General features: G+C 57.6%; 20 protein-coding genes. 17 read left to right on the top strand and 3 right to left on the bottom strand.

Annotated features, from left to right (window positions below; translation table 11 throughout):
* The first annotated feature begins 1 nt into the window (after position 1).
* The 9 genes from hemZ to HMPREF9163_RS10610 all read left to right on the top strand — a co-directional run bounded on the left by hemZ (position 2) and on the right by HMPREF9163_RS10610 (position 9,471).
* The gene (hemZ, locus tag HMPREF9163_RS10650; RefSeq protein WP_009441802.1) at positions 2 to 1,507 is read left to right on the top strand and encodes a coproporphyrinogen dehydrogenase HemZ; all 1,506 of its coding nucleotides are present in this window, start codon (positions 2 to 4) and stop codon (positions 1,505 to 1,507) included.
* Positions 1,507 to 2,772 carry a histidine--tRNA ligase gene (gene hisS, locus HMPREF9163_RS10645; protein WP_009441801.1) on the top strand — a complete coding sequence of 422 codons (1,266 nt, stop codon included), beginning with the start codon at positions 1,507 to 1,509 and terminating at the stop codon, positions 2,770 to 2,772. The genes hemZ and hisS overlap by 1 nt, the downstream gene beginning before the upstream one ends.
* A 1-nt stretch (position 2,773) precedes the next feature.
* The gene (gene aspS, locus HMPREF9163_RS10640; protein WP_009441800.1) at positions 2,774 to 4,582 is read left to right on the top strand and encodes an aspartate--tRNA ligase; all 1,809 of its coding nucleotides are present in this window, start codon (positions 2,774 to 2,776) and stop codon (positions 4,580 to 4,582) included.
* A 65-nt stretch (positions 4,583 to 4,647) separates the two neighbouring features.
* A complete protein-coding gene (locus HMPREF9163_RS10635; RefSeq protein WP_037347060.1) occupies positions 4,648 to 5,373 on the top strand; it encodes a WecB/TagA/CpsF family glycosyltransferase in 726 nt (241 codons plus the stop codon).
* A 297-nt stretch (positions 5,374 to 5,670) separates the two neighbouring features.
* Complete coding sequence (locus HMPREF9163_RS10630) at positions 5,671 to 6,303, top strand: phosphatidylserine decarboxylase (protein ID WP_009657091.1); 633 nt, start codon at positions 5,671 to 5,673, stop codon at positions 6,301 to 6,303.
* A complete protein-coding gene (gene pssA / locus HMPREF9163_RS10625; protein ID WP_009441797.1) occupies positions 6,300 to 7,013 on the top strand; it encodes a CDP-diacylglycerol--serine O-phosphatidyltransferase in 714 nt (237 codons plus the stop codon). Before HMPREF9163_RS10630 ends, pssA begins: the two co-directional genes overlap by 4 nt.
* A gap of 6 nt (positions 7,014 to 7,019) precedes the next feature.
* Positions 7,020 to 8,294 (top strand): glycosyltransferase family 2 protein, encoded by a 1,275-nt coding sequence (locus tag HMPREF9163_RS10620; RefSeq protein ID WP_009441796.1) that lies wholly within the window; start codon positions 7,020 to 7,022, stop codon positions 8,292 to 8,294.
* A gap of 63 nt (positions 8,295 to 8,357) precedes the next feature.
* Positions 8,358 to 8,738, top strand: a complete 381-nt coding sequence (queD, locus tag HMPREF9163_RS10615) for a 6-carboxytetrahydropterin synthase QueD (RefSeq protein WP_009441795.1) — start codon at positions 8,358 to 8,360, stop codon at positions 8,736 to 8,738.
* 1 nt (position 8,739) lies between these two features.
* Positions 8,740 to 9,471, top strand: a complete 732-nt coding sequence (locus HMPREF9163_RS10610) for a 7-carboxy-7-deazaguanine synthase QueE (protein ID WP_009441794.1) — start codon at positions 8,740 to 8,742, stop codon at positions 9,469 to 9,471.
* Between the two features lie 4 nt (positions 9,472 to 9,475).
* On the opposite strand, the gene HMPREF9163_RS11560 is transcribed toward HMPREF9163_RS10610, so the two are convergent.
* From HMPREF9163_RS11560 to HMPREF9163_RS10595, 3 genes are all read right to left on the bottom strand, one after another.
* Positions 9,476 to 10,714, bottom strand: coding sequence for an HD domain-containing protein (locus HMPREF9163_RS11560; protein ID WP_157049443.1), 1,239 nt, complete (start codon positions 10,712 to 10,714; stop codon positions 9,476 to 9,478).
* A 33-nt stretch (positions 10,715 to 10,747) separates the two neighbouring features.
* A complete protein-coding gene (locus HMPREF9163_RS10600) occupies positions 10,748 to 12,805 on the bottom strand; it encodes an AAA family ATPase (protein ID WP_009441792.1) in 2,058 nt (685 codons plus the stop codon).
* 61 nt (positions 12,806 to 12,866) lie between these two features.
* Positions 12,867 to 13,889 carry a YafY family protein gene (locus HMPREF9163_RS10595; RefSeq protein ID WP_009441791.1) on the bottom strand — a complete coding sequence of 341 codons (1,023 nt, stop codon included), beginning with the start codon at positions 13,887 to 13,889 and terminating at the stop codon, positions 12,867 to 12,869.
* Between the two features lie 190 nt (positions 13,890 to 14,079).
* Between HMPREF9163_RS10595 and HMPREF9163_RS10590 the strand changes: the two genes are divergently transcribed.
* From HMPREF9163_RS10590 to HMPREF9163_RS10555, 8 genes are all read left to right on the top strand, one after another.
* Positions 14,080 to 14,901 (top strand): amidohydrolase family protein, encoded by an 822-nt coding sequence (locus tag HMPREF9163_RS10590; protein WP_009441789.1) that lies wholly within the window; start codon positions 14,080 to 14,082, stop codon positions 14,899 to 14,901.
* A gap of 20 nt (positions 14,902 to 14,921) precedes the next feature.
* A complete protein-coding gene (gene def, locus HMPREF9163_RS10585) occupies positions 14,922 to 15,392 on the top strand; it encodes a peptide deformylase (RefSeq protein WP_009441788.1) in 471 nt (156 codons plus the stop codon).
* 5 nt (positions 15,393 to 15,397) lie between these two features.
* The gene (gene fmt, locus HMPREF9163_RS10580; RefSeq protein WP_009441787.1) at positions 15,398 to 16,336 is read left to right on the top strand and encodes a methionyl-tRNA formyltransferase; all 939 of its coding nucleotides are present in this window, start codon (positions 15,398 to 15,400) and stop codon (positions 16,334 to 16,336) included.
* Positions 16,333 to 17,175, top strand: a complete 843-nt coding sequence (locus tag HMPREF9163_RS10575) for a DUF116 domain-containing protein (RefSeq protein ID WP_009441786.1) — start codon at positions 16,333 to 16,335, stop codon at positions 17,173 to 17,175. The genes fmt and HMPREF9163_RS10575 overlap by 4 nt, the downstream gene beginning before the upstream one ends.
* Positions 17,175 to 18,521 (top strand): 16S rRNA (cytosine(967)-C(5))-methyltransferase RsmB, encoded by a 1,347-nt coding sequence (gene rsmB / locus HMPREF9163_RS10570; RefSeq protein ID WP_009441785.1) that lies wholly within the window; start codon positions 17,175 to 17,177, stop codon positions 18,519 to 18,521. The genes HMPREF9163_RS10575 and rsmB overlap by 1 nt, the downstream gene beginning before the upstream one ends.
* A complete protein-coding gene (gene rlmN, locus HMPREF9163_RS10565; RefSeq protein WP_009441784.1) occupies positions 18,518 to 19,561 on the top strand; it encodes a 23S rRNA (adenine(2503)-C(2))-methyltransferase RlmN in 1,044 nt (347 codons plus the stop codon). Before rsmB ends, rlmN begins: the two co-directional genes overlap by 4 nt.
* Before the next feature lie 82 nt (positions 19,562 to 19,643).
* Positions 19,644 to 20,390: a DUF3662 and FHA domain-containing protein gene (locus HMPREF9163_RS10560; protein ID WP_009441783.1), complete on the top strand. Its 747-nt coding sequence runs from the start codon at positions 19,644 to 19,646 to the stop codon at positions 20,388 to 20,390.
* Entirely contained in the window at positions 20,390 to 20,833 is a 444-nt protein-coding gene (locus tag HMPREF9163_RS10555) for an FHA domain-containing protein (RefSeq protein WP_009441782.1), read from the top strand. Before HMPREF9163_RS10560 ends, HMPREF9163_RS10555 begins: the two co-directional genes overlap by 1 nt.
* Positions 20,834 to 20,836: the final 3 nt, after the last annotated feature.

Below are 20,836 nucleotides of genomic sequence, written 5' to 3'. Positions count from 1 at the left end.
CGTGAAGATTCGGTCGTTAACGATAAATACACGCACCGAGGTCATTGTCAAAATCGTCCGCGAGGTATTGACGCTCTTCAAGGCGGAGATCGTCGGGCGGGCAGGGGAGGCGGATTACGCCCAGCTGTCGGTGGTGAACCGGCAGTTGGGATGTGAGCCGCCTTCTGTTATGACCGAGGTGTTTCTCTTTGCCCTTGACGGTTCGTGTGAGAGATTTGAATGTTCCTCGGATGGTGCGGCGGATGAAGTTCCGCGTGCCGCCGTGCATCGCACGATAAAGCGCAATGTCTATGCGTTCTTCCGCACGCGGTTTCAGCTCCCGCCCGCGCCGTGGGGCATTCTGCACGGTGTACGCCCGACGAAGATTGTGCACCGCTGGCTGCGGGGCGGAATCTCACCCGAGGCGGTCATCGCGCGCTTGCAGACAGACTATGAGTGCAGCGCGGGCAAGGCGCGGCTCATCACAGCGGTTGCCGTGCGCCAGCTGCCATTTCTTGCCCAAAACGATGTGCGGCGGGTGAGCATCTATGTCGGCATCCCATTCTGCCTCTCGCGCTGCCTCTACTGCTCCTTCCCGTCGAATCTCCTGCCGGGCAGGGAGAAGATCCGTTCATTTATGGATGTGCTCGCGCGTGATCTCGCCGCAGCGGCAGAGGATGTACGTGCGCTCGGGCTGACGATCGAGAGCATTTACATCGGTGGGGGCACGCCGACGAGCCTTCCAAATGATTTTTTTGCCGAAATGCTCAAAATGGTATATAATGCGTTTTATGGATCCACGATTGCAGAGTTCACCGTCGAGGCAGGACGCCCCGACAGCATGAGTGCAGAGAAGATTGCGGCGATGAAGACGTATGCTGTAACGCGCGTGAGCGTGAATCCGCAGTCGATGCAGGCAGAGACGCTGCGGCGGATCGGACGACATCACACACCCGAGGACATTGTCTGCATGGTGCGCGAGATTCGCGCGGCGTTCGACGTACACATCAATATGGATGTGATCCTCGGGCTGCCGGGCGAGACGGCGGAGGATGTCGGGCAGACAATGGCGCAGGTGACTGCACTCGCGCCCGACGATATCACGCTGCATGCGCTCGCGCTGAAACGCGGCTCGAATCTCCGGCTCAAGATGGAGAGCGAGCATGTCGAACTCCCGTCGGATGCGGAGACGCAGCGGATGAGCGAGGCTGCCGTACACGCGGTAGAGGAGGCGGGGTATCGCCCGTACTATCTCTATCGGCAGGGCTACATGAGCGGCGACCTCGAGAATGTGGGCTATGCGCGCGCGGGCGCGGAGAGCATCTACAACATTCAGATCATGGAGGAGCGCCAGACGATCATCGGCATCGGCGGCGCCGCCACAACGAAGGTGCTCGGCGTTCGCTCGGGGCGGATGCACTCCGTCTTTCATGCGAAGGATCTCGTGACCTATCTGCGCGATATTGACATCTACATTGAAAAACGCCGTGCGCTTCTGCGCGCGGAATATGAGGAGGAAACGCCCTGATGCTGACGAATGCGCCGCGGGGAACGAAGGACATACTGCCCGATTCAGTGGGTGCGTGGACGCATGTGGAAGAGGTTATTCGCGATCTCTGCTCCCGCTATGGATACCATGAGATTCGCACGCCTATCTTTGAGCATACGGAGCTCTTTCAGCGCGGAATCGGCGACGGTACGGATGTCGTGGACAAGGAGATGTATACCTTTACGGATCGGGGCGACCGCAGCCTGACGCTGCGCCCCGAGAATACAGCATCCGCCGTGCGCGCCTATCTGCAGAACAAACTCTATGCGGACGGTGGTCTGCAAAAGCTGTTCTACATCGGCTCGATGTTCCGCTACGACCGCCCGCAGGCGGGGCGCATGCGCGAGTTCCACCAGTTCGGTGTGGAGGCAATCGGAGGGGCGAGTCCTCTGGTGGATGCCGAGGCGATTCTCCTTGCCTATGACTTCCTCACGACGCTCGGGCTGACGGGGCTGACGCTGAAGCTGAATTCCGTGGGCTGCCCGACCTGCCGCCCTGTCTATCGGGAGCGCCTACAGGAATACTTCAAGGAGCATCTGCACGAACTCTGCGGCGACTGTCAGGATCGCTACACGCGGAGTCCTCTGCGTATTCTCGACTGCAAGGCGGACGCCGACAAGCCATTTATGGCCGGCGCACCTGCGATTACGGACTGCCTCTGTGCAGAGTGTGCGGAACACTTTGAGGAGGTACAGTCGCATCTGACAGATGCGGGCGTTGCCTATGAGCTCGATCCGCGTCTTGTGCGCGGGCTGGACTACTACACGCGGACGGCGTTCGAGATTGCCTATCCGCCGCTCGGCGCGCAGAGTGCCGTTGCGGGCGGCGGGCGCTATGACGGACTCGTGGAGGAACTGGGCGGCAATCCGACCCCTGCGGTCGGATTTGCAGCGGGGCTGGAACGCGTTCTCCTCGCACTCGAGCAGCAGAGTCTTCTGCCCGCGCGTCCGTCCGATGCGGATGTATTCATTATTGCGCTCGGCGATGCTGCGGCGCACGCGGCATTTCCCCTGCTGCATGCACTGCGGCAGGGCGGTGTGCGTGCCCTCATGGACTATGCGGGGCGCAGCATGAAGGCACAGATGAAGCAGGCGAATAAATCCGGCGCGCGCTATGCCGTCATCCTCGGGGATGATGAACTGACGCAGCATGCGGCAGTTGTGCGGGATATGGAACAGAGCACGCAGGAGAGTTGCTCTCTTGACGATATGGTAAAACGATTGATTTCTGAGGTGAAGGGCTGAGATGGAAACGATGCAGGGACTTAAACGGACACATGACTGCGGCACGCTACGCAAGGAGCAGGTCGGTGGAGAGGTAACGCTGTGCGGCTGGGTGTCGCGCCGCCGTGACCACGGCGGGCTGATCTTTGTCGATATGCGCGACCGCTCTGGATTTGTGCAGATCGTCTTTGACGAGGCGGCGATGGCAGCGGGGACGTTCCACGAGGCGGAGACGCTGCGCTCGGAGTTCGTCATCTGTGTGCGTGGTGCGGTGCGCGCTCGCAGCGCGGAGACGGTGAACCCGAACATGGAGACGGGTGAGATTGAGGTCGTCGTCAATGAGCTGCGGATTCTGAACAAGGCGAAGACACCGCCGTTCTACATTCAGGATGGCATTGACGTGGATGAGATGATCCGTCTGCGCTATCGCTATCTCGACCTGCGCCGTCCCGAGATGCAGGCGAATATCATGCTGCGCCACCGCGTGACGAAGATCATGCGCGATTTCTTCGATCGGAACGGCTTCCTCGAGATCGAGACCCCGATGCTCTGCAAGAGTACGCCCGAGGGCGCGCGCGACTTCCTCGTGCCGAGCCGCCTCAATGCGGGCGAGTTCTACGCATTGCCGCAGTCGCCGCAGATCTTCAAGCAGCTGCTCATGGTTTCGGGCTTCGAGAAGTATTTCCAGATTGTACGCTGTTTCCGCGATGAGGATCTGCGTGCCGACCGTCAGCCCGAGTTCACGCAGCTCGATATTGAGATGTCCTTTATGGATCAGGACTCCATCCTCACGCTGATGGAGGAGATGGTCAAGGAGCTCTTCGACAAGAGCATGGGCATCAAGGTTGAAACACCGTTCCGCCGCATGGGCTGGGACGAGGCGATGGAGCGTTTCGGCTCGGACAAGCCCGATCTGCGCTTTGGCATGGAGCTGCAGGACATCACGGACTATGTCGGCGGCTCGGAGTTCAAGGTCTTCAACGCCGTCATGGAGGCGGGTGGACGCGTCAAGGTCATCAATGTCGAGGGCTATGCGAACATCCCGCGCCGTGAGCTCGATGAGCTCGTGCTGTATGTGCAGAACTACGGTGCGAAGGGGCTTGCGTGGATTCAGTACACGGAGGAGGGTGTAAAGTCGCCCTTCAAGAAGTTCTATTCGGATGAGACGTTCGAAACGATCAAGAACGCCGTTGGGGCAAAGATGGGTGACCTCCTGCTCGTTGTCGCCGATCAGCCCGCCGTCGTGGCACAGGCACTCGGCGAACTGCGCCTTGAGATGGGTCGTCGCCGCAATCTGATGAATCCCGATGAACTGTCCTTCCTCTGGGTCGTGGACTTCCCGATGTTCGAGTACAGTGCGGAGGAGAAGCGCTACAAGGCGATGCACCATCCGTTCACCGCACCGCGCGACGAGGACATTCCGCTGCTCACGACCGATCCCGGGCGTGTCAAGGCGAATGCCTATGACATGGTGCTGAACGGGGTCGAGATCGGCGGCGGCAGCCTGCGTATCTATCGCAGTGATCTGCAGGAGCAGGTCTTTGAGACACTCGGTTTTGCACCGGAGGAGGCGCGCGAGCGTTTCGGCTTTATGATGAATGCATTCGAGTACGGCACGCCGCCGCATGGCGGACTTGCATTCGGTCTGGATCGCCTCGTCATGATTATGGCGAAACGCCGCAGTATCCGCGATGTCATTCCGTTCCCGAAGACGCAGAGTGCGTCGGATGTCATGTGCGAAGCACCGTCGCCGGTCGACGAGAAGCAGCTGCGTGAGCTCTATATCCGTACGGCTGTGCCGAAGAAAAAGGCGGATGATGCCGCGCAGTAACGAGTAAAAATAGAGGGCGTCCGGAGAGAGACGCTCTCTTTTCACGATGTGGGAGGGGAATGCCCTTGAGCGAGCGTGTCAATATACTGGGCGTGCATGTCGATGCGGTCACGATGACGGAGGCGGTTGCCGCCGTGCGTTCCTATATGGACGAGCGTGCGGGTGTGATGATTGCCACGGCGAACGCGGAGATGATTATGCGTGCGACGCATGACACCGAACTGTGCGACATCCTCAATGCTGCGGCACTCGTCGTGGCGGACGGGGCGGGGACGGTCTGGGCGGCGCGCCACCTCGGGCATCGGATGCCCGAGCGTGTGGCGGGCTATGATCTCGCGCAGGAACTGCTGCGTGCGGCACCCTCAGAGAGGCGGCGCGTCTACTTCTTCGGCTCTGCGCCCGGCGTTGCGGAGAAGGCAAAGGCAAAGGCGGAGAAGCTGTACCCCGGCATTGAGATTGTTGGTGTGCGCGATGGCTATTTCAAGCCGGAGGACAATGCGGCAATCATCGAGGAGATCAAGGCGGCGAAGCCTGATCTCCTGCTTGTGGCACTTGGCGTGCCGAAGCAGGAGAAGTGGATTGCCTCACATCTGGCGGAGCTTGGCGTGCCCGTTGCCATCGGTGTCGGCGGGACGCTCGACGTGATGGCGGGCGTGATGAAGCGAGCGCCGCGCTGGATGCAGAAGGCAAAGCTCGAATGGCTATTTCGCGGGATGCTGCAACCGAAGCGTGCGGGGCGTCTGCTTGCCCTGCCGAAATTCGTGCTGAAGGTGCATTCCTCGCGAAAATAAGAGATAGGTCTGTGGACAAAGAATAGGCTTTCCTTTATAATTGGGGAAAGTGTGAGGTGTCATATTGTACTCCTAAGCAAATCCTAGTGGAGCAAGCGGGGAAAGTAGCAAACCCTAGTGGAGCAAGCGGAGCAAAGGGAACGTTCTGCCCCCTGCGGATTTCTTTCGTTCAAGCGAAGCGCGTTTAAGAAGTCCGCAGGTATTTAGGCAGATAAGTGTACGACCGTTTGCGTAACGAGGCGTTTGCGTGGAGTACAATACAGAAACCCATAACATTTGAAAAGGAGGCGGATGCGCATGGTCATTGTAAGCGAGGGCTATAAATTTATCGGCGCGGCGCTTATACTGGCTCTGATTCTTGGCATTTTTGCACATCCGTACGCGGCAGTTCCGTTTGTCGTGCTCGCGTGCTACTTTGCATATTTCTTCCGCAGTCCCGCGCGCGAAATCGTGCAGGATGTGAATCACATTCTCTCACCGGCGGATGGCACGGTCACGGAGATCACGCCCGTAGGCATGGATGACTTCGTGGGCGAGCCGTGCAACAAGATCGTCATCTTTATGTCGGTGTTCAACGTGCACGTCAACCGCAGTCCCATCCATGGTGAGATCAAGCTGCAGCGATACTACTGCGGCCGCTTCCGCCCCGCCTACAAGGACGAGGTGGGCTTTGAGAACGAGCACCATCTGATCGGCATTGATCGGGGCGATCTGCGCATTACGGTGAAGCAGATTGCGGGCATCCTCGCGCGCCGTATCGTCTCGTGGGTGACGCTCGATGATCAGCTGCGGCAGGGGGACATCTACGGCATGATCCGCTTCGGCTCGTGCCTTGAGATCGTCATGCCCGAGCGCGCGGAGATTCTTGTGACAAAGGGCGAAAAGGTTCAGGGCGGCAAGACCGTTCTGGGGAGGCTCGAAAGCGAATGAATTACAGACGGTTTCTGCCGAATCTGTGCACGGCGATGAATCTTGTCTTCGGTATGTGCTCCATCCTCTCGACCATCGAGGGGCATCTCGACTGGGGCGCACTCTTCATCCTCTGCGCGCTCATCGCGGACGGTCTGGACGGGCGCATTGCGCGCGCGTTCGGCGTGTCCAGTGAGTTCGGCAAGGAGATGGACTCCCTCTGCGACCTCGGCTCGTTCGGCGTCGCCCCCGCAGTCCTCGCATGGACGCTTGCTCTGCACAACTACGGACTCATGGGCATCGCAGTGACGATCTTCTTTGCCGTCTGTGGCATGTGGCGGCTCACGCGTTTCAACGTGAATGCGAGCGTTGTGCACGGCTACTTCATGGGGCTTGCAATCCCTGCGGGCGGCAATCTTGTCGCCATGTCGACGTGGCTCTTTCTCGAGCTCGGGATTGACCCAACCTCGTTCGGTCTCATCTATCCCGTCGCCGTCGCCGTGACGGCATATCTGATGGTGAGTCATGTTCACTATCCCGACTTCAAGGGGGGCGGGGAGAAAATCTATATGGTGTCCAAGCTCTTTGCGCTCGTTGTTTTCGTGGGGATTCTGTACGTCGGCAGCGCGGCAATCCTGCCCGCCGTCTTTGCAGGGATCTTTGCGACCTACGCGCTCTTCGGGATTGTCAATCATACGATTGCCGTTATGGCGCGTGCAAAGGAAGGCTGAGCCCGCATGACTGAGTTCATTCAAACTGTCTCGCCCTATCTTCCGGCGCACATCTTTGACATCGTTATGGTGCCGCTGCAGATCATCATTCTGCTCTTTACGCTCTATTTCTTCTGCATCGGCTTCTGCTGCCTCTGGCGGCGCAGGGAGAAGAAGATCCTCACGCCCGAGAAGACATTTGCCGTCGTGGTTGCCGCGCACAATGAGGCGGCGGTCATCGGGCAGCTGATCGAGAATCTGAAACGTCTCGACTATCCCGCAGAGCTTTACGATATCTATGTGATCGCGGACAACTGCACGGACGATACGGCGGAAATCGCGGAGCAGGCGGGCGCAATTGTCTGCGTGCGCACACATCCGACGAAGAAGAGCAAGGGCTTTGCGCTCGAGTGGATGTTCGAGCGCCTCTTCGAGATGGACAAGGAATACGATGCGATTGCCATCTTCGATGCGGACAACCTCGTACACCCGAATTTCCTGAAGGAGATGAATCATCGCCTCCTGAAGGGGGACAAGGTCATCCAGGGCTATCTCGACGCGAAGAACCCCTATGATACATGGGTTGCGGGCACGTTCGCCATTGCATTCTGGGTCATCGACCACATCTCACATCTTGCAAAGACGAACATCGGGCTCTCCGCCTGTCTCGGCGGCACGGGCATGTGCATCACGACGGACGTGCTGAAGCGGCACGGCTGGCGCGCGACCTGCCTCACGGAGGACATGGAGTTCACGATGAAGCTGCTCGCCGAGGGGATCAAGACGACGTGGGCGCATGATGCCGTGGTCTACGATGAGAAGCCGCTCACGTTCAAGCAGGCGTGGAATCAGCGCCGCCGCTGGGCACAGGGGCAATTCGATGTGGCGCACCGCTTTATCCCGACGATGATTCGCGAAGGGTGGAAGCGGCGTGACATCCGCATCTGGGATGGCTGCATCTATCTGCTGCAGCCGCATTTCCTGATGATCTCGACGTTCTTCATCATCATCAGCTACGTGCAGCTGGCATTCCCGCCGTTTTACACGAGCATTTACAAGTTCCTGCCGTCTCAGCTCATGACCGCAATCATGATCGGTCAGTACGTTCTGCCTATGATTATCCTCATCAAGGTTCGCGCGAAGCTGAAGGCGTGGTTCTATCTCTTGCTCTATCCCGTGTTCATCTATTCGTGGATTCCGATCATCTTCCTCGGATTCATCCACCGCAACGAACACGAGTGGAGTCATACGAAGCATACGCGCGCCATGAGCATGGATGAGGTCATGAGCGACGTGAAGTAAGAAGTAAAATAAAGGCTGCTGCATGAGTGCAGCAGCCTTTTCATAAACGAGAAGGAGAATAATATGTATACATTGCGCGTTGAGGGCGCATTCGAGGCGGCGCACCGCGTCGTGAACTATCCCGGCAAATGCGACCGTCTGCACGGGCACAACTGGGTGGTCGAGGCGACGTTTCAGGGCAGAGAGCTCGATGATCTCGGTATGCTGATCGACTTTAAGATTGCAAAGAGGGCGCTTGCCGCAATTCTGGACGATTTCGACCACTACTATCTGAACGATTTCCCGCCGTTCAACGCGGGAGTCAATCCCACGGCGGAGAATCTTGCGCGCATCATATTCGAGCGGCTTGCCGCGCGTGAGGAAGTCGCAGTATCTCCCGCAGAGCTGGCCGCGCTCACTGTCTGGGAGTCGCCGAAGTCCTCTGTCACCTACACCAAGGACTGATATGCGCGAGAATATCATCGAAATTTTTTCCTCCATACAGGGGGAGGGGAAGTACGTCGGCTGCCGGCAGGTATTCGTGCGCCTAGAGGGCTGCAATCTCGACTGTACATATTGCGACACGGAGAATGAGATTGGACGGCATCCGCGCTGCATGGTGGAGATTCCTGTCGGCTCGCATGAACTCGTGCCTTATGAAAACCCTCTCTCACCCGCGGAGGTCGCGGGGATCATCACACGTCTCGCGGACGGCGTGCCGCACCACTCACTCAGCATTACGGGCGGCGAACCGCTGCTCCATGTGCCGTTTATCAAGGATCTCGCCGCGCATTGTGCGTTGCCGATCTTTCTCGAAACGAACGGTACATTGGACAGGGCTCTCGCGGACTGTATCGACTGCATTTCGTACATCAGCATGGATATCAAGCTGCCAGACGTGCTCTCTCGGCCCGTTTGGGATGCGCACGCACGCTTTCTCAAGGTTGCACGCGCAGTGGATGTCTATGTCAAGGTCGTTGTCGCGGCAGAGACGCGCGCAGAGGATGTGGAGCGTGCGGCGCATCTCGTCGCCGACATCGCCCCCGCGACACTCCTCATCCTCCAACCCGTCACGCCATACGGCGGCTGCACTGCACCAACGCCCGTACGCCTCCTCGAACTCCAACGCATCGCCCTCCGCCATCTCCCCGATGTCCGCATCATCCCGCAGACCCACCGCATGATGGATCTGTTGTAGGATGCTATTTTTGTAACTTCTTTTCAATCACGAATCCGCTCCAATTATCTGCATACTGTAGAAGAAGCGTGAGCGGTTCCTCGCGTGCGGCGACACATTTATTCTCCTCTACGTATTGACCGTCGTGGTAGACAATTGCCTGTGTCTCTTCCTCTGTAAGAGGAAAGTGCGGCAGAATGAGGTAAATGCTGCGCACGGGGACACTCAGATAGGTGAGCTCCCGATTCCAGCGATAGGGATATCGTGCGCCCTCCTCATCATTTTTCAGATACTGCGGTGTTCCGGGGACGCCCGCTTTGCCGAGATCGTGGAGGAGGGCGACGATGACACAGCTCTCCTCAGATAGGTCAGGAGCGACTGACGCGCGCATCTTCAGCATTGTCTCGGCAACGTTCACGCTGTGCTCGAGCGGGCCGTGCCTGCGACACAGGTGATACTTTGTAGAGGCGGGCGCTGTGAGGTAGGCCGTCTCCTGCTCGATGAAGTGCATCAGTGCGGCAAATGCCGTGCTGCGGTTTCTCACCATGTTCTTCAGAGCCTGATACCTGTGACAGAGCTCCACATCGAGATGCAGCAACAGAACTCCCTGAGGCGTCTGCGCCGTACCGAGCATTTCCTCAAATACATTGCTGTAATACGATTCCCACTCCTCTCGCGTGGTCTTCTTCATTGTTGGGTCGCCGACAAAGTTCAGCAGAATGAGTCGCACGGAGGGGAAGAACTGTGGTACGCAGCGTGCTTGGATTTCATAGAGAAATGTCAAGCGGTTCGCGAGTTGATAATGCCCCTCCGTCCAAAGCGTAAAATTTCCTTGCGGGAAATGCACTGCGTGATTTTTCTTCAGAGTTTCATTGATCTGATTTATGCTCTTTGGGTCTTTTGCCTTCGACTTCTGTCCTTCGGCCTCCTGCCGATAGGATTTTGCCTCCACCAGATAGAGTGTGCCGCTGTTTCGGCCGATGGCTATGCCGTCCCATTGCGGTTGATTCTTTGGCCAAAAATCGAAGATATTCATCTTGTCCGCACCGGGAAAGAGGCTCGACATCGCTTCATTTTGATTCAACTTATATTCCTTGAAATTATTTTTGGGGAGGGGGGCAATCCACTCCACCTCCTCCCCGATCTGCGCGGTACATTCCTGTGCTAACAATGGGAAACGCGGTGCATCGACTAACCTCTGCATCCACAGACGACTCCCTTTTTCGGCACTTCCCGGCGTCAAATTGCTTTTACTTGCTGTCATTTTTTTACCTCCGAATTATTGAGTGCCATACTTTCATCCGTGTGAAACAGAAAATCCCATCGAGGTCTGTCTGCGTTCGGCAGGCTGCAGGGCAGCGACATTGAAGTCGGCGGCGGTGAGCTGCCGCAGGCTGTCTTCCGTCAGGGGGGTCTGTTCACGAAGCATCCAGAGCCTTTGCGACTGCTTCATGAGCGCCTGCTCAAAGACATTTCGTACGAAACGTCCGTTGCCGAAGTCCTCCTGCCTGCACATGGAAGAAAATTGCGTGCGGCAATGAGTTACGATCTCCTCTGTGAGCGTGTATCCCTGCTGGCGTGCGATCAGGCTCAGGATCTCTGCAAGCTCGTCCGCTGTGTAGTCAGGGAAACTCACGTGGAATGCGATGCGGCTTCGCAGCCCCTCGTTGGCGTCTAAAAAGTCCTGCATTTTTTTCGGATATCCCGCGAAGATGACGATCACGTCCTCCCGATGATTTTCCATTTCCTGCACAATGGTGCTGATTGCCTCATCTCCGTAGCTGCCGGAGCGGTCATCGAGGAGAGCATATGCCTCGTCAATGAAGAGGATTCCGCCGCGTGCTGCACGGAATTTTTCTTTGACGCACACCGCTGTCCACCCGACGTATTTGGCGACGAGGTCAGAGCGCCCGCACTCGATGAACCGTCCTGTGGGAAGGATGTTCTCCTTGCTCAGGATGTCGGCGAGCAGGCGTGCAACCGTTGTCTTTGCAGTGCCCGGATTGCCTGTGAAGCACATGTGCATGGACGGGCGTTTCGTTTCTGTGCCCATCTCCGCCCGCATCTTCCGAATGGCGAATGCAGCGACAATCTGTTCCAGGATTTCCTTCTGCTGCTTCAGCCCGACCATGTCCCGCAGTACTGCAGCGGCATCTTCAGTCGGCTTCTGCACTGTTGTTTCGGGATGGAAGTCCACGTCCTGATATGCACGGTAGGACTTGTTCTTCAGTGCGTCCCGGTAGAGCTTTTCGTGAATTTGGTGAATGTCCGATGCGCGGAAGGTACGCCGATCACCGAGAGCCTGCTCCAGTTCGTGCTCGGTGTAGTGGGGCATTGATGACTGTGCATCAAGGCTCTGCAGATATGCAGCTGCCTGTGCACGGCTGCCTGCACCCTCCTCGATGTGCACAAAGGAAATATCCTCACGCAGTGTGGTCAACAGATTTTTCAGCCCACCCCTCTGCATGTGGAAGTCGACCAGAATAAAGAGCGTATTGCGCTGATACTTACGAATCATGGCAGCCAAGTACTCATTTACCCGTTCGTAGCTGCCCGCATATCTTTCCTCCTCGGCGCAGCTGCACATCTCGAGGACAACGGTTCCGCCCTCCGCATGACGCAGGAGATGATCCAGGTCAGATTCGTCATAGCATTCTTCCTGTATGTTGTAAACCCTGTTGATGCGCTGCCCTGCAAGGCGCTTGTTGGCGTAGAGAGCACGTACTAGCAGGCGCGTCATTGTCATTGCAGCGTCTGAATTTCCTGCTGTGATGTGATAATGTACAGGATGCCCGTAAAAAATCTTCCGCTCATTCTTGTCAGAGTAAATTCGCGCCAGCTCATCCAGGAAGCTGCTGTCTGCCATCAGCCCGTCTGCCTCGCGGTATGCCTTTGCGCGTGAGAGCTGCGGGCGCATAGTGCCCATCTCCTCCGCAAGCCGAAAGTAGCGATTATCTGCATAATTCAGCTGTAGATCATACAGGGGGTTACAGCAATTCAGGTAACTTTTTTTATCACAAATTTCGATGTAATGGGCGAATTGTTCGCGTGTGATCTCACGCAGAGAATTTACGGAAACTTTTTTTATGCCGCATGCTTCGGACAGCATCGGTGCAAGCAGCTTTCCAAGCAGTCCTGCAGTCATAGGTTTCGTCTGTTTCACAGCCCCACACATGTGGAAGCCGTCCGAAAGGGGACGGTCAATGACAAAAAAATTCTTTCCGTCGGTGTGCTGTGCATAGAGCAGTTCGTTCAGTTCGGAGAGTCGTTCCTCGCGCTTTCTGCGCTCTTCACCGTATCCGGACGGAAGCTCCTCCGCAGGGCTGCAGCTGATCTGAAATTCGTAAAACAGCATTGTTCTCACTCCTTTGATCTATCATTCCATTATCTCAATTATTTTCATATGCATGCAGAGATCAATTTGATTTAGTTTTCAGGGAACAAGGAGGGGCTTCCAGCCCATAGATCTCACACATGCGCCGCAGCGCATCCTTTACTGCTGTGCGCAGACGCTCGGGTGAGATGATCTCGACATATATGCCGAACTGCAGCGCCCAATACTTCATCGCCTCTTCGTTGCAGCGGAGGGTTACGAGCATGCGCTCCTCGTCTTCCAATTTGAGGCGGAAATTCCTGCCGAACCAGCCCGTAAGCGCATCCATCATATAGGTGTATGTTCGAAGCTGAACGGTGACACTCTCTCCACTGAACATATAGATGTGTTCCGCCATGTGGCGCGGCAGACTGAATCTCTGTGCGAAATCGCGGATTGCGCTCTTTGGCTTTGCAGGTTCATCCAGCATCTTGATGTCTGTAATGCGGTCAATGCGGTAATGCGAGACGTTGTCATATGCATCATAGTTGCCGATGAGGTAATAGCGACCGTTCTGTGCAGCCATCTGATAGGGATTTACCACGTATGGCGCAGTCCGCCGCGGATGCAGTCGAAAATCTGTACCACAGCTATTGTAGGTGAACTGCACCTTGTGCTTCGCCTCTATGGCATCGTTCAGCACGTCCAGAGTGTGCATTACCTGTGCATTCTCCGCGTGGTGGAGCTTTGAGAGATGAGCCACATGGGATACCTTTGGCTGAAAATAACGACTGCCAAGCGATTTCAGCTTTTCGATCAGGCGATTTGCCTGCACTGCAGACAGTTCGTGTGAAAAGAGTACGCTGTCGATCAGCATCCGCAGCTCTGCATTGTCGAATGTCCGATCAATGAGTGCGTATCCTGGGCGTACCTCAATCTCATAGCCCATTTCCTGCAATGCCTCAATGTTGCTGCGCACCGAGCGGCGGTCACAGGTGACGCCGTACATCAGCTTCATCAGACGGATGATTTCCTGCTGTGTCAGACGATGTTCCTCATCTGTATGCGTTCGAAGAATCTCCAGAATCATCATGTTGAGCATCTTTTTGCTCCCGCTTGCATACATCCTTCTGCACCTCCTTGATCATCAGTATAGCACAGTCGATGTGCATTCTTTTGTACATTTTGGCTCGAATCGTGAAAAAGGAAGCTTAGAATCTGCATTTATTTGTTTCTTCGGTTACAGAAAAACTATTGACGGATATGGTAAACTAAACGGATAGTGATACTTAGTTATTTTTAGAAAGAGAATATATATGAAGATCATTGATGCTCATCTGCACTTTGGCAGAGGGGAGTATTTTGATACCGTTGCGCGGGCGGCGGGGCACGAGAATACGGAGGAGGCTTTGCGCCGCGACTTTCGTGCGTCGAACATTGTCCACGGCATCGTGATGGGCAATCTGCCTGTGGAGGAGACGAGTCCGAACTATCCCGATATCTTTCATTACTGCGTTGGAATCGGGGGCGACGGTGTAACGGAGATCGTGGAGGGGCGCATCGAAACGCTTCTGCCCGCGCTCGAACAGCATCTAAAAAATGAGCGATGCGTCGGCATCAAGCTCTATCCGGGCTATCATTATTTCTATATCTACGACGATATGCTTGCGCCCGTCTATGAACTTGCCGCGCGGTATCAAAAGCCTGTTGCGGTGCACACGGGACTGACGGCGACGGAGAAGGCGCTGCTGAAATATGCGCATCCGAATGTGATGGACGAGGCGGCGACGAAGTTCCGCGATGTGCATTTCGTCATGTGTCATTTCGGCGAGCCGTATTTCACGGACGCAGTTGCCGTGATGGAGAAGAATCCGAATGTGAGCGCCGACCTCTCGGGGATGCTTGCGGGAAAAATTCAGGATTTTGCGCTATTCTGTGAGCACAAGAAGTTCTACATCGAGCAGCTGCATGGCTGGCTTGCATATTTGAATGCCTATGACCGCCTGATGTTCGGGACGGATTGGCCGCTTGCAAATCTGGACGACTACATTGCGTTCACGAAGCTGCTCATACCCGAGGAGCATTGGGACGCGGTGTTCTATGATAATGCCGTGCGGATCTACAATCTGCACATATAATGTAAAGTAAGGGAAAAACTATGGCGATACTGGACATCAAAAAAGCGGGTGATCCCGTTCTGAAACAAGTGGCAGCGCCGGTCGACCGCCTCACAAAGTGGCATCGCAAGCTGCTCGACGATATGGCGGAGACGATGTACTCCGCAGACGGTGTGGGGCTTGCTGCACCGCAGATCGGGAAGTCGCTGCGGATCGTGGTGATCGACGTGCAGGATGAGAATGGGCTGCTCGAACTCATCAATCCTGTCATCACGATGCGCGAAGGCTCTGTCACGGACTCCGAGGGCTGCCTCTCCGTGCCGGAGGTCTACGGCGATGTGGAGCGTGCGGAGCGCGTGACGGTGGAGTATACGGATCGGCGCAGCCGCAGGCGCAGCCTGACGGCGGAGGGGCTACTCGCGCGCTGCATTCAGCACGAGTGCGACCATCTCGACGGCAGACTCTTCATCGACATTGCCGTGAGTCTGCGCAAGGAGGAGAAAAAGGAGTGACGAGAATGCGTGTCGTCTTTATGGGGACGCCGGACTTCGCCGTGCCGACGCTTGCGTCGATTGCCGCGCGCAGCGATCTCGCCGAGGTGGTCGCGGTTGTTACGCAGCCCGACCGTCCGCGCGGGCGTGGAAAGAAGCTCAGCCCGTCGCCCGTCAAGGCGTGGGCGCTCGCGCATGATATCCCCGTCATGCAGCCCGTGCGTGCGCGCGATGCGGACTTTGTCGCGCAGCTGCGCGCGTTTGCGCCCGACCTTGCTGTCGTCGTGGCGTTCGGTCAGATCCTCTCTCAGGAGGTGCTCGATGTACCCGTACACGGCTGCATCAACGTGCATGCTTCCCTCCTGCCGAAGCTGCGCGGGGCGGCGCCGATTCAGCACGCCATCATGGCAGGTGAGCGGGTGACGGGCATCACGACGATGCAGATGGACGCGGGTCTCGATACGGGCGATATGCTCCTCCGCCGTGAGGTGCCCATCCATGCGGATACGACGTATGGCTCGCTTCATGATGCGCTGATGGAGACGGGGGCAAGTCTCCTCGTCGAGACGTTGGAGCAGCTCGCGGCAGGGACGCTTGTGCGCACGCCGCAGACGGGGGAATCCTCGTATGCGGCGCGCATCACGCGCGAGACAGCTGTCATCGACTGGTCGAAATCTGCGCGGGCTCTGGACGCCCTCGTGCGCGGGCTGAATCCGACACCCTACGCGCAGACTGCGCTTGCAGGAGATACCTACAAGGTTGGGGCATTGCGCTCCACAGGGCGCGTGGCAAGCGCAGAGGTAGGCACGATCATCGCTGCCGATGCCAAGGCGGGACTCGTCGTTGCGGCGGGTGATGAGGACGTGGAAATCACGGAGATTCAAGCGCCCGGGAAGAAGATGATGGCGGCAAACGCCTTTTTGAATGGCTGTGCGCTGACCGTCGGCGCGAGGTTTTCGCCATGAGCGGCGAGACGCTGACGGTGAATGGCAAGAAGGCTGGTGAGAAAAAGACCATCGCTCTCCCGTCGCGCCCGAAAAAACGCCTCTTTATCGGGATGCTGCTTCTCGTGACCGTGCTCGCAGCGGCGCTTCTTTTTGGTATATGGTACATCGGTGTACCGGGGCTTGAGCGCATTCAGCCGGCACTGCCGTGGATTATCGGGGGGGCGCTGACGCTTGCCGTCCTGCTGTCCTTCTTCGGGATTTTCAATATGGTGCTTGCCATCGCGGGGCTGCCGTATCTGCCGTGGATGAAGCGGCAGACGTACGAGCTGATCAATCTGCTCTTTCCTGCGGCAGTGCGCCTCGGCGCGGTATTTGGCGTCAAGCGGCGCAGGCTCGAGGGGTCGTTCATCGCGGTCAGCAATCTGCTCTTTCACCGCATGCACATCCGCGTGCCCGCAAACCGTCTGCTCGTCGTAACGCCGCACTGTCTGCAGCTTGCGAGCTGCCCGCATAAGGTGACGCGTGACCCGAACAACTGCAAGCGATGCGGTGGCTGCAACATCGGCGACCTCGTGGCACTCGCGGAGGAGATGGGCTTCCATTTCTTCGTTGCGACGGGCGGAACACTCGCGCGTCAGATCATCTACAATATGCGTCCGAAGGCGGTGCTTGCAATCGCGTGTGAGCGCGATTTGATGAGCGGCATTCAGGATGTATTTCCCCTGCCGGCTGTCGGCGTGCTGAACATCCGTCCGAACGGTCCGTGCTACAACACGAGTGTGGATATGGCTGAGGTGCGCCGCCAGCTTGAGGAGATCATCGAACCCGTGGATCAGGTCACAGAGAAAGGCGCATAATGCAGAGGTATCGTGAGGACAAAATCGACCGCGTGCGTGAGCTGGCGATGCAGGTGCTGCAAAGAGTGCATACGGAGGGCGCATATGCCAATGTTGCGCTCGCACAGACGCTGCGCGATACAGTGCTCGCGGAGCGCGACCGCCGTTTTCTGACGGAGCTTGTCTACGGTGTCACGAAGGCGGGGGAATCGCTCGACTATATGATCGGGCAGTACGTCGCCGACATCCGCAAGGTTCAGCCCGCCATCCGCGAACTCCTGCGGCTTGGCTTCTATCAGATCTTCGTCATGGATCGCGTGCCGCCGTCTGCCGCGTGCAATACTGCGGTGGAATTGGCAAAAAAACATGGGCGCAGGGGTGCGGATTCGTTCGTCAACGGTGTTCTGCGCGCGGCACTGCGCGCGCCAGAGCGTGCGGTTCTGCCTACGGGACGGGATGCGCGCGCACTTGCGCTCAGGTCTTGGCATCCTGCGTGGATGGTCGAGCGTTGGATGCGCGCCTACGGCTACGAACGTACGGAGGCGCTCTGTCTCTGCAATAATACGAGCGCGCCGCTCTCCGTGCGCGTGAATACGCTGCGTACGAACCGCTCCGCGCTGATGGAGCAATTTGCAGTTGCTGGGGCAGAGGCACGCGCCTCTCGCTGGGTGCCGGACGGCATTGTCCTGCATGCGCATGGGGCGCTCGATGATCTGCCGCCGCTGCGCGCGGGACTCGCACAGGTGCAGGATGAGAGTTCGATGCTTGTCGCACATGTACTTGGGGCAGAGCCGGGCATGACGGTGATCGATACCTGTGCCGCGCCGGGCGGGAAGACGACGCATATCGCTCAGCGCATGGAGAATCGCGGGCGCATTCTGGCGTTTGACATCTACGAGGAGAAGATTCGACGCATTGAGCAGAACGCACGGCGGCTCGGCATCTCCATCATCGAGGCTGAGATGCGCGATGCGCGGGAAATTGGCGCAGCATACGAGGCCATGGCGGATCGCGTGCTCGTCGACGCACCATGCTCGGGGCTCGGCGTGCTCAGGCGAAAGTCCGATGCACGCTGGAAGAAGAGCGCGTCGGACAGAAAGACCCTGCCGCCCATCCAGCGTGCCATTCTTGCAAGTGCGGCACGGGCGGTGAAGTCGGGCGGCGTGCTGGTCTACAGCACGTGCACAATGGAGGAATGCGAGAATGCCGCCGTTGTGCAGGACTTCCTGCGCGCGCATCCCCATTTTACTCTCGAGCAGACGGGCGCATTCCTGCCTGAGCAAAAGACTGCGGAGCCGATGGTTCAGATCATGCCGGAGACGGATGGACCGGACGGCTTCTTTATCGCGCGCATGAGGCGGACATGAAAAACATCTTCGGTCTGACAAAAGAGGCGCTTGCTGATGCGCTCAAAGAATATGATATTCCCCGCTTCCGCGCGGATCAGATCGTCCGATGGATGTATCAGCGCGGTGCGGCTTCTTTTGATGCGATGGACAATCTGTCGAAGGCGCTGCGTACGCAGCTTGCCGCGCATTTCTCTATCGAGCGTCCGAAGGTCGTCTCGCGTCTGCATTCTGCGGACGGGGCGACGATCAAGCTGCTCTATGAATTCACGGACGGGCAGACGGCAGAGACGGTGCTGATGTGTCATCCGTACGGCAACAGCGTCTGTGTCTCGACACAGGCGGGCTGCCGCATGGGCTGTGCGTTCTGCGCCTCGACACTGCATGGCCTGCAGCGCAATCTGACAGCGGGGGAGATTGCGGCGCAGGTGATCGGCATGGCGGATTTCCTGCGACAGGAGGGGGCTCGCGTCGATACGATCGTCGTCATGGGCTCGGGCGAGCCGCTCGAGAACTATGACAATGTGATTGCGGCGCTGCGCCTGCTGCACGAGGAGTACACAATCGGCCTCGGCTATCGCGGCGTGACGCTCTCGACTTCGGGCATTGTACCCGGCATTGAGCGGTTGGCGAAGGAGGGGATTCCAATCTCACTCTCGATCTCGCTGCACGCGCCGACAGAGGAACTGCGTTCGAAGATCATGCCCGTCAACCGCATTTACCCGCTCTCGGATGTGCTGCGCGCGGCGCGTGCCTATGCGGAGCGGACGAAGCGGCGCGTCACCTACGAGTATATTCTCATCCGCGATCTGAACGACTCCGCACGCGAAGCGGAGCAGCTCGCAAAGCTCCTGCGCGGACAGCTTGCGAGTGTGAACCTCATCCCCATCAACCCCGTCGCCGAGCGGAATCTCTTCCGCCCGGACAAGGCTGCCATCCGCCGTTTTCAAAAGACGCTCGAGGATCGGCGCATTGCCGTGACCCTGCGGCGTGAGATGGGAATTGATATTCAGGCGGCGTGCGGACAGCTGCGCAACCGCCTGATGGAAGCTGGACTATAAATTTCCATATTTTTGTGGTATGATATAACAGTTAAGCAGTTTATTCTGTATTTATTTCGTTACCAAAGGAGAGTATTGCACGATGATTGATCGCGTGGAATCTTTTCTGGGAGAGCATATCGAGGGCTTTTTCAATCGCAAGTTCAGCAGTCACCTCGAGCCTGTCGAGCTTATCAAGGGGCTCGAAAAGGAAGCAAAGAAGCAGGGCGCGGGCGGACGTCTCGCCAACGCTTACGTCATTTCGCTCGGCACGGAGGACTATCAGCGCCTCTGCTCACACCGCGTGGCGGATGAACTTGCTGTGGCACTCAAGAAATATATCATTCGCGCGGATCTTGTGATGGATGGGAAACTCGGCATCTGCTTTGCGCTCGATGAGGAGCTGCGCGCAGGCTCCTATCATCTCGCGGCGCGTGTGCAGCACGACTGTGTGCCCGTAGAGGAGGGTACAGTTTCTCACGATACGATGGCGCAGACCATCGTGCTCGAGCGCCCCTCCATCATAGAGGCGCGTTGTCTGAACCTTCCGCCCGAACATGAGATTGCGACGCTTACGGTGCTTGGCGGCGCGGACGAGGGCATATCCGTGCGTCTGGGAGAGCGCAAGATCTATATGGGGCGTATGGCGCGCAATGAGTTCATCCTGACGGATTCGAATGTCTCGCGCGTACACGCGTGGATTGCGTATGAGCAGCACCGTCATGTGCTGTATGATGCCGAGAGCCGCAACGGCACTTTCGTCAACGGCACGCGCATCACGGCGCAGCGGCTGCGCGACGGCGATGAGATCCGCCTCGGCACGACGGCACTGCGCTACGGTGTACTGTGATGCCGGCGCTCGCATTGAAGGCGCTGCGCGTTCTGCTCGAATACGGCGCGCTCCTCTGGCTTGCGTACGCCGTACTGCGCCTCGGGCGCAGTATGTTCCGTACGCTGCACAGAGATATCAAAGAGACGGCGCGTCTGCCCGAGGCGCAGCAGGGCGCAGCGTCCTTCCTCGTCATCGCGGGCGAGGGGCTCGCGGGGCGGCGCTTTCCCGTGGGACATGAGCTCACAATCGGGCGCAGCCCCGACAACGATATTGTACTTGCGGATAATTTTGTATCCCATCATCATGTATGTGTCTATCAGAGAGAGAATTCGTATATCGCAGAGGATTTGGGCAGCCGCAATCACACCTATCTGAACGATGGGCTGCTGACGGGGCGGGCGTATCTGCGCGCGGGCGATGTCCTTCGCATCGGCGCCGTTGCCCTGCGTTTTGAGAGGTAAGCA

The organism is Selenomonas sp. oral taxon 138 str. F0429, from assembly GCF_000318175.2.
GTDB lineage: Bacteria > Bacillota > Negativicutes > Selenomonadales > Selenomonadaceae > Centipeda > Centipeda timonae.
Note: the sequence above shows the minus strand (reverse complement) of the source record. Positions and strands in the feature narration are given on the sequence as shown.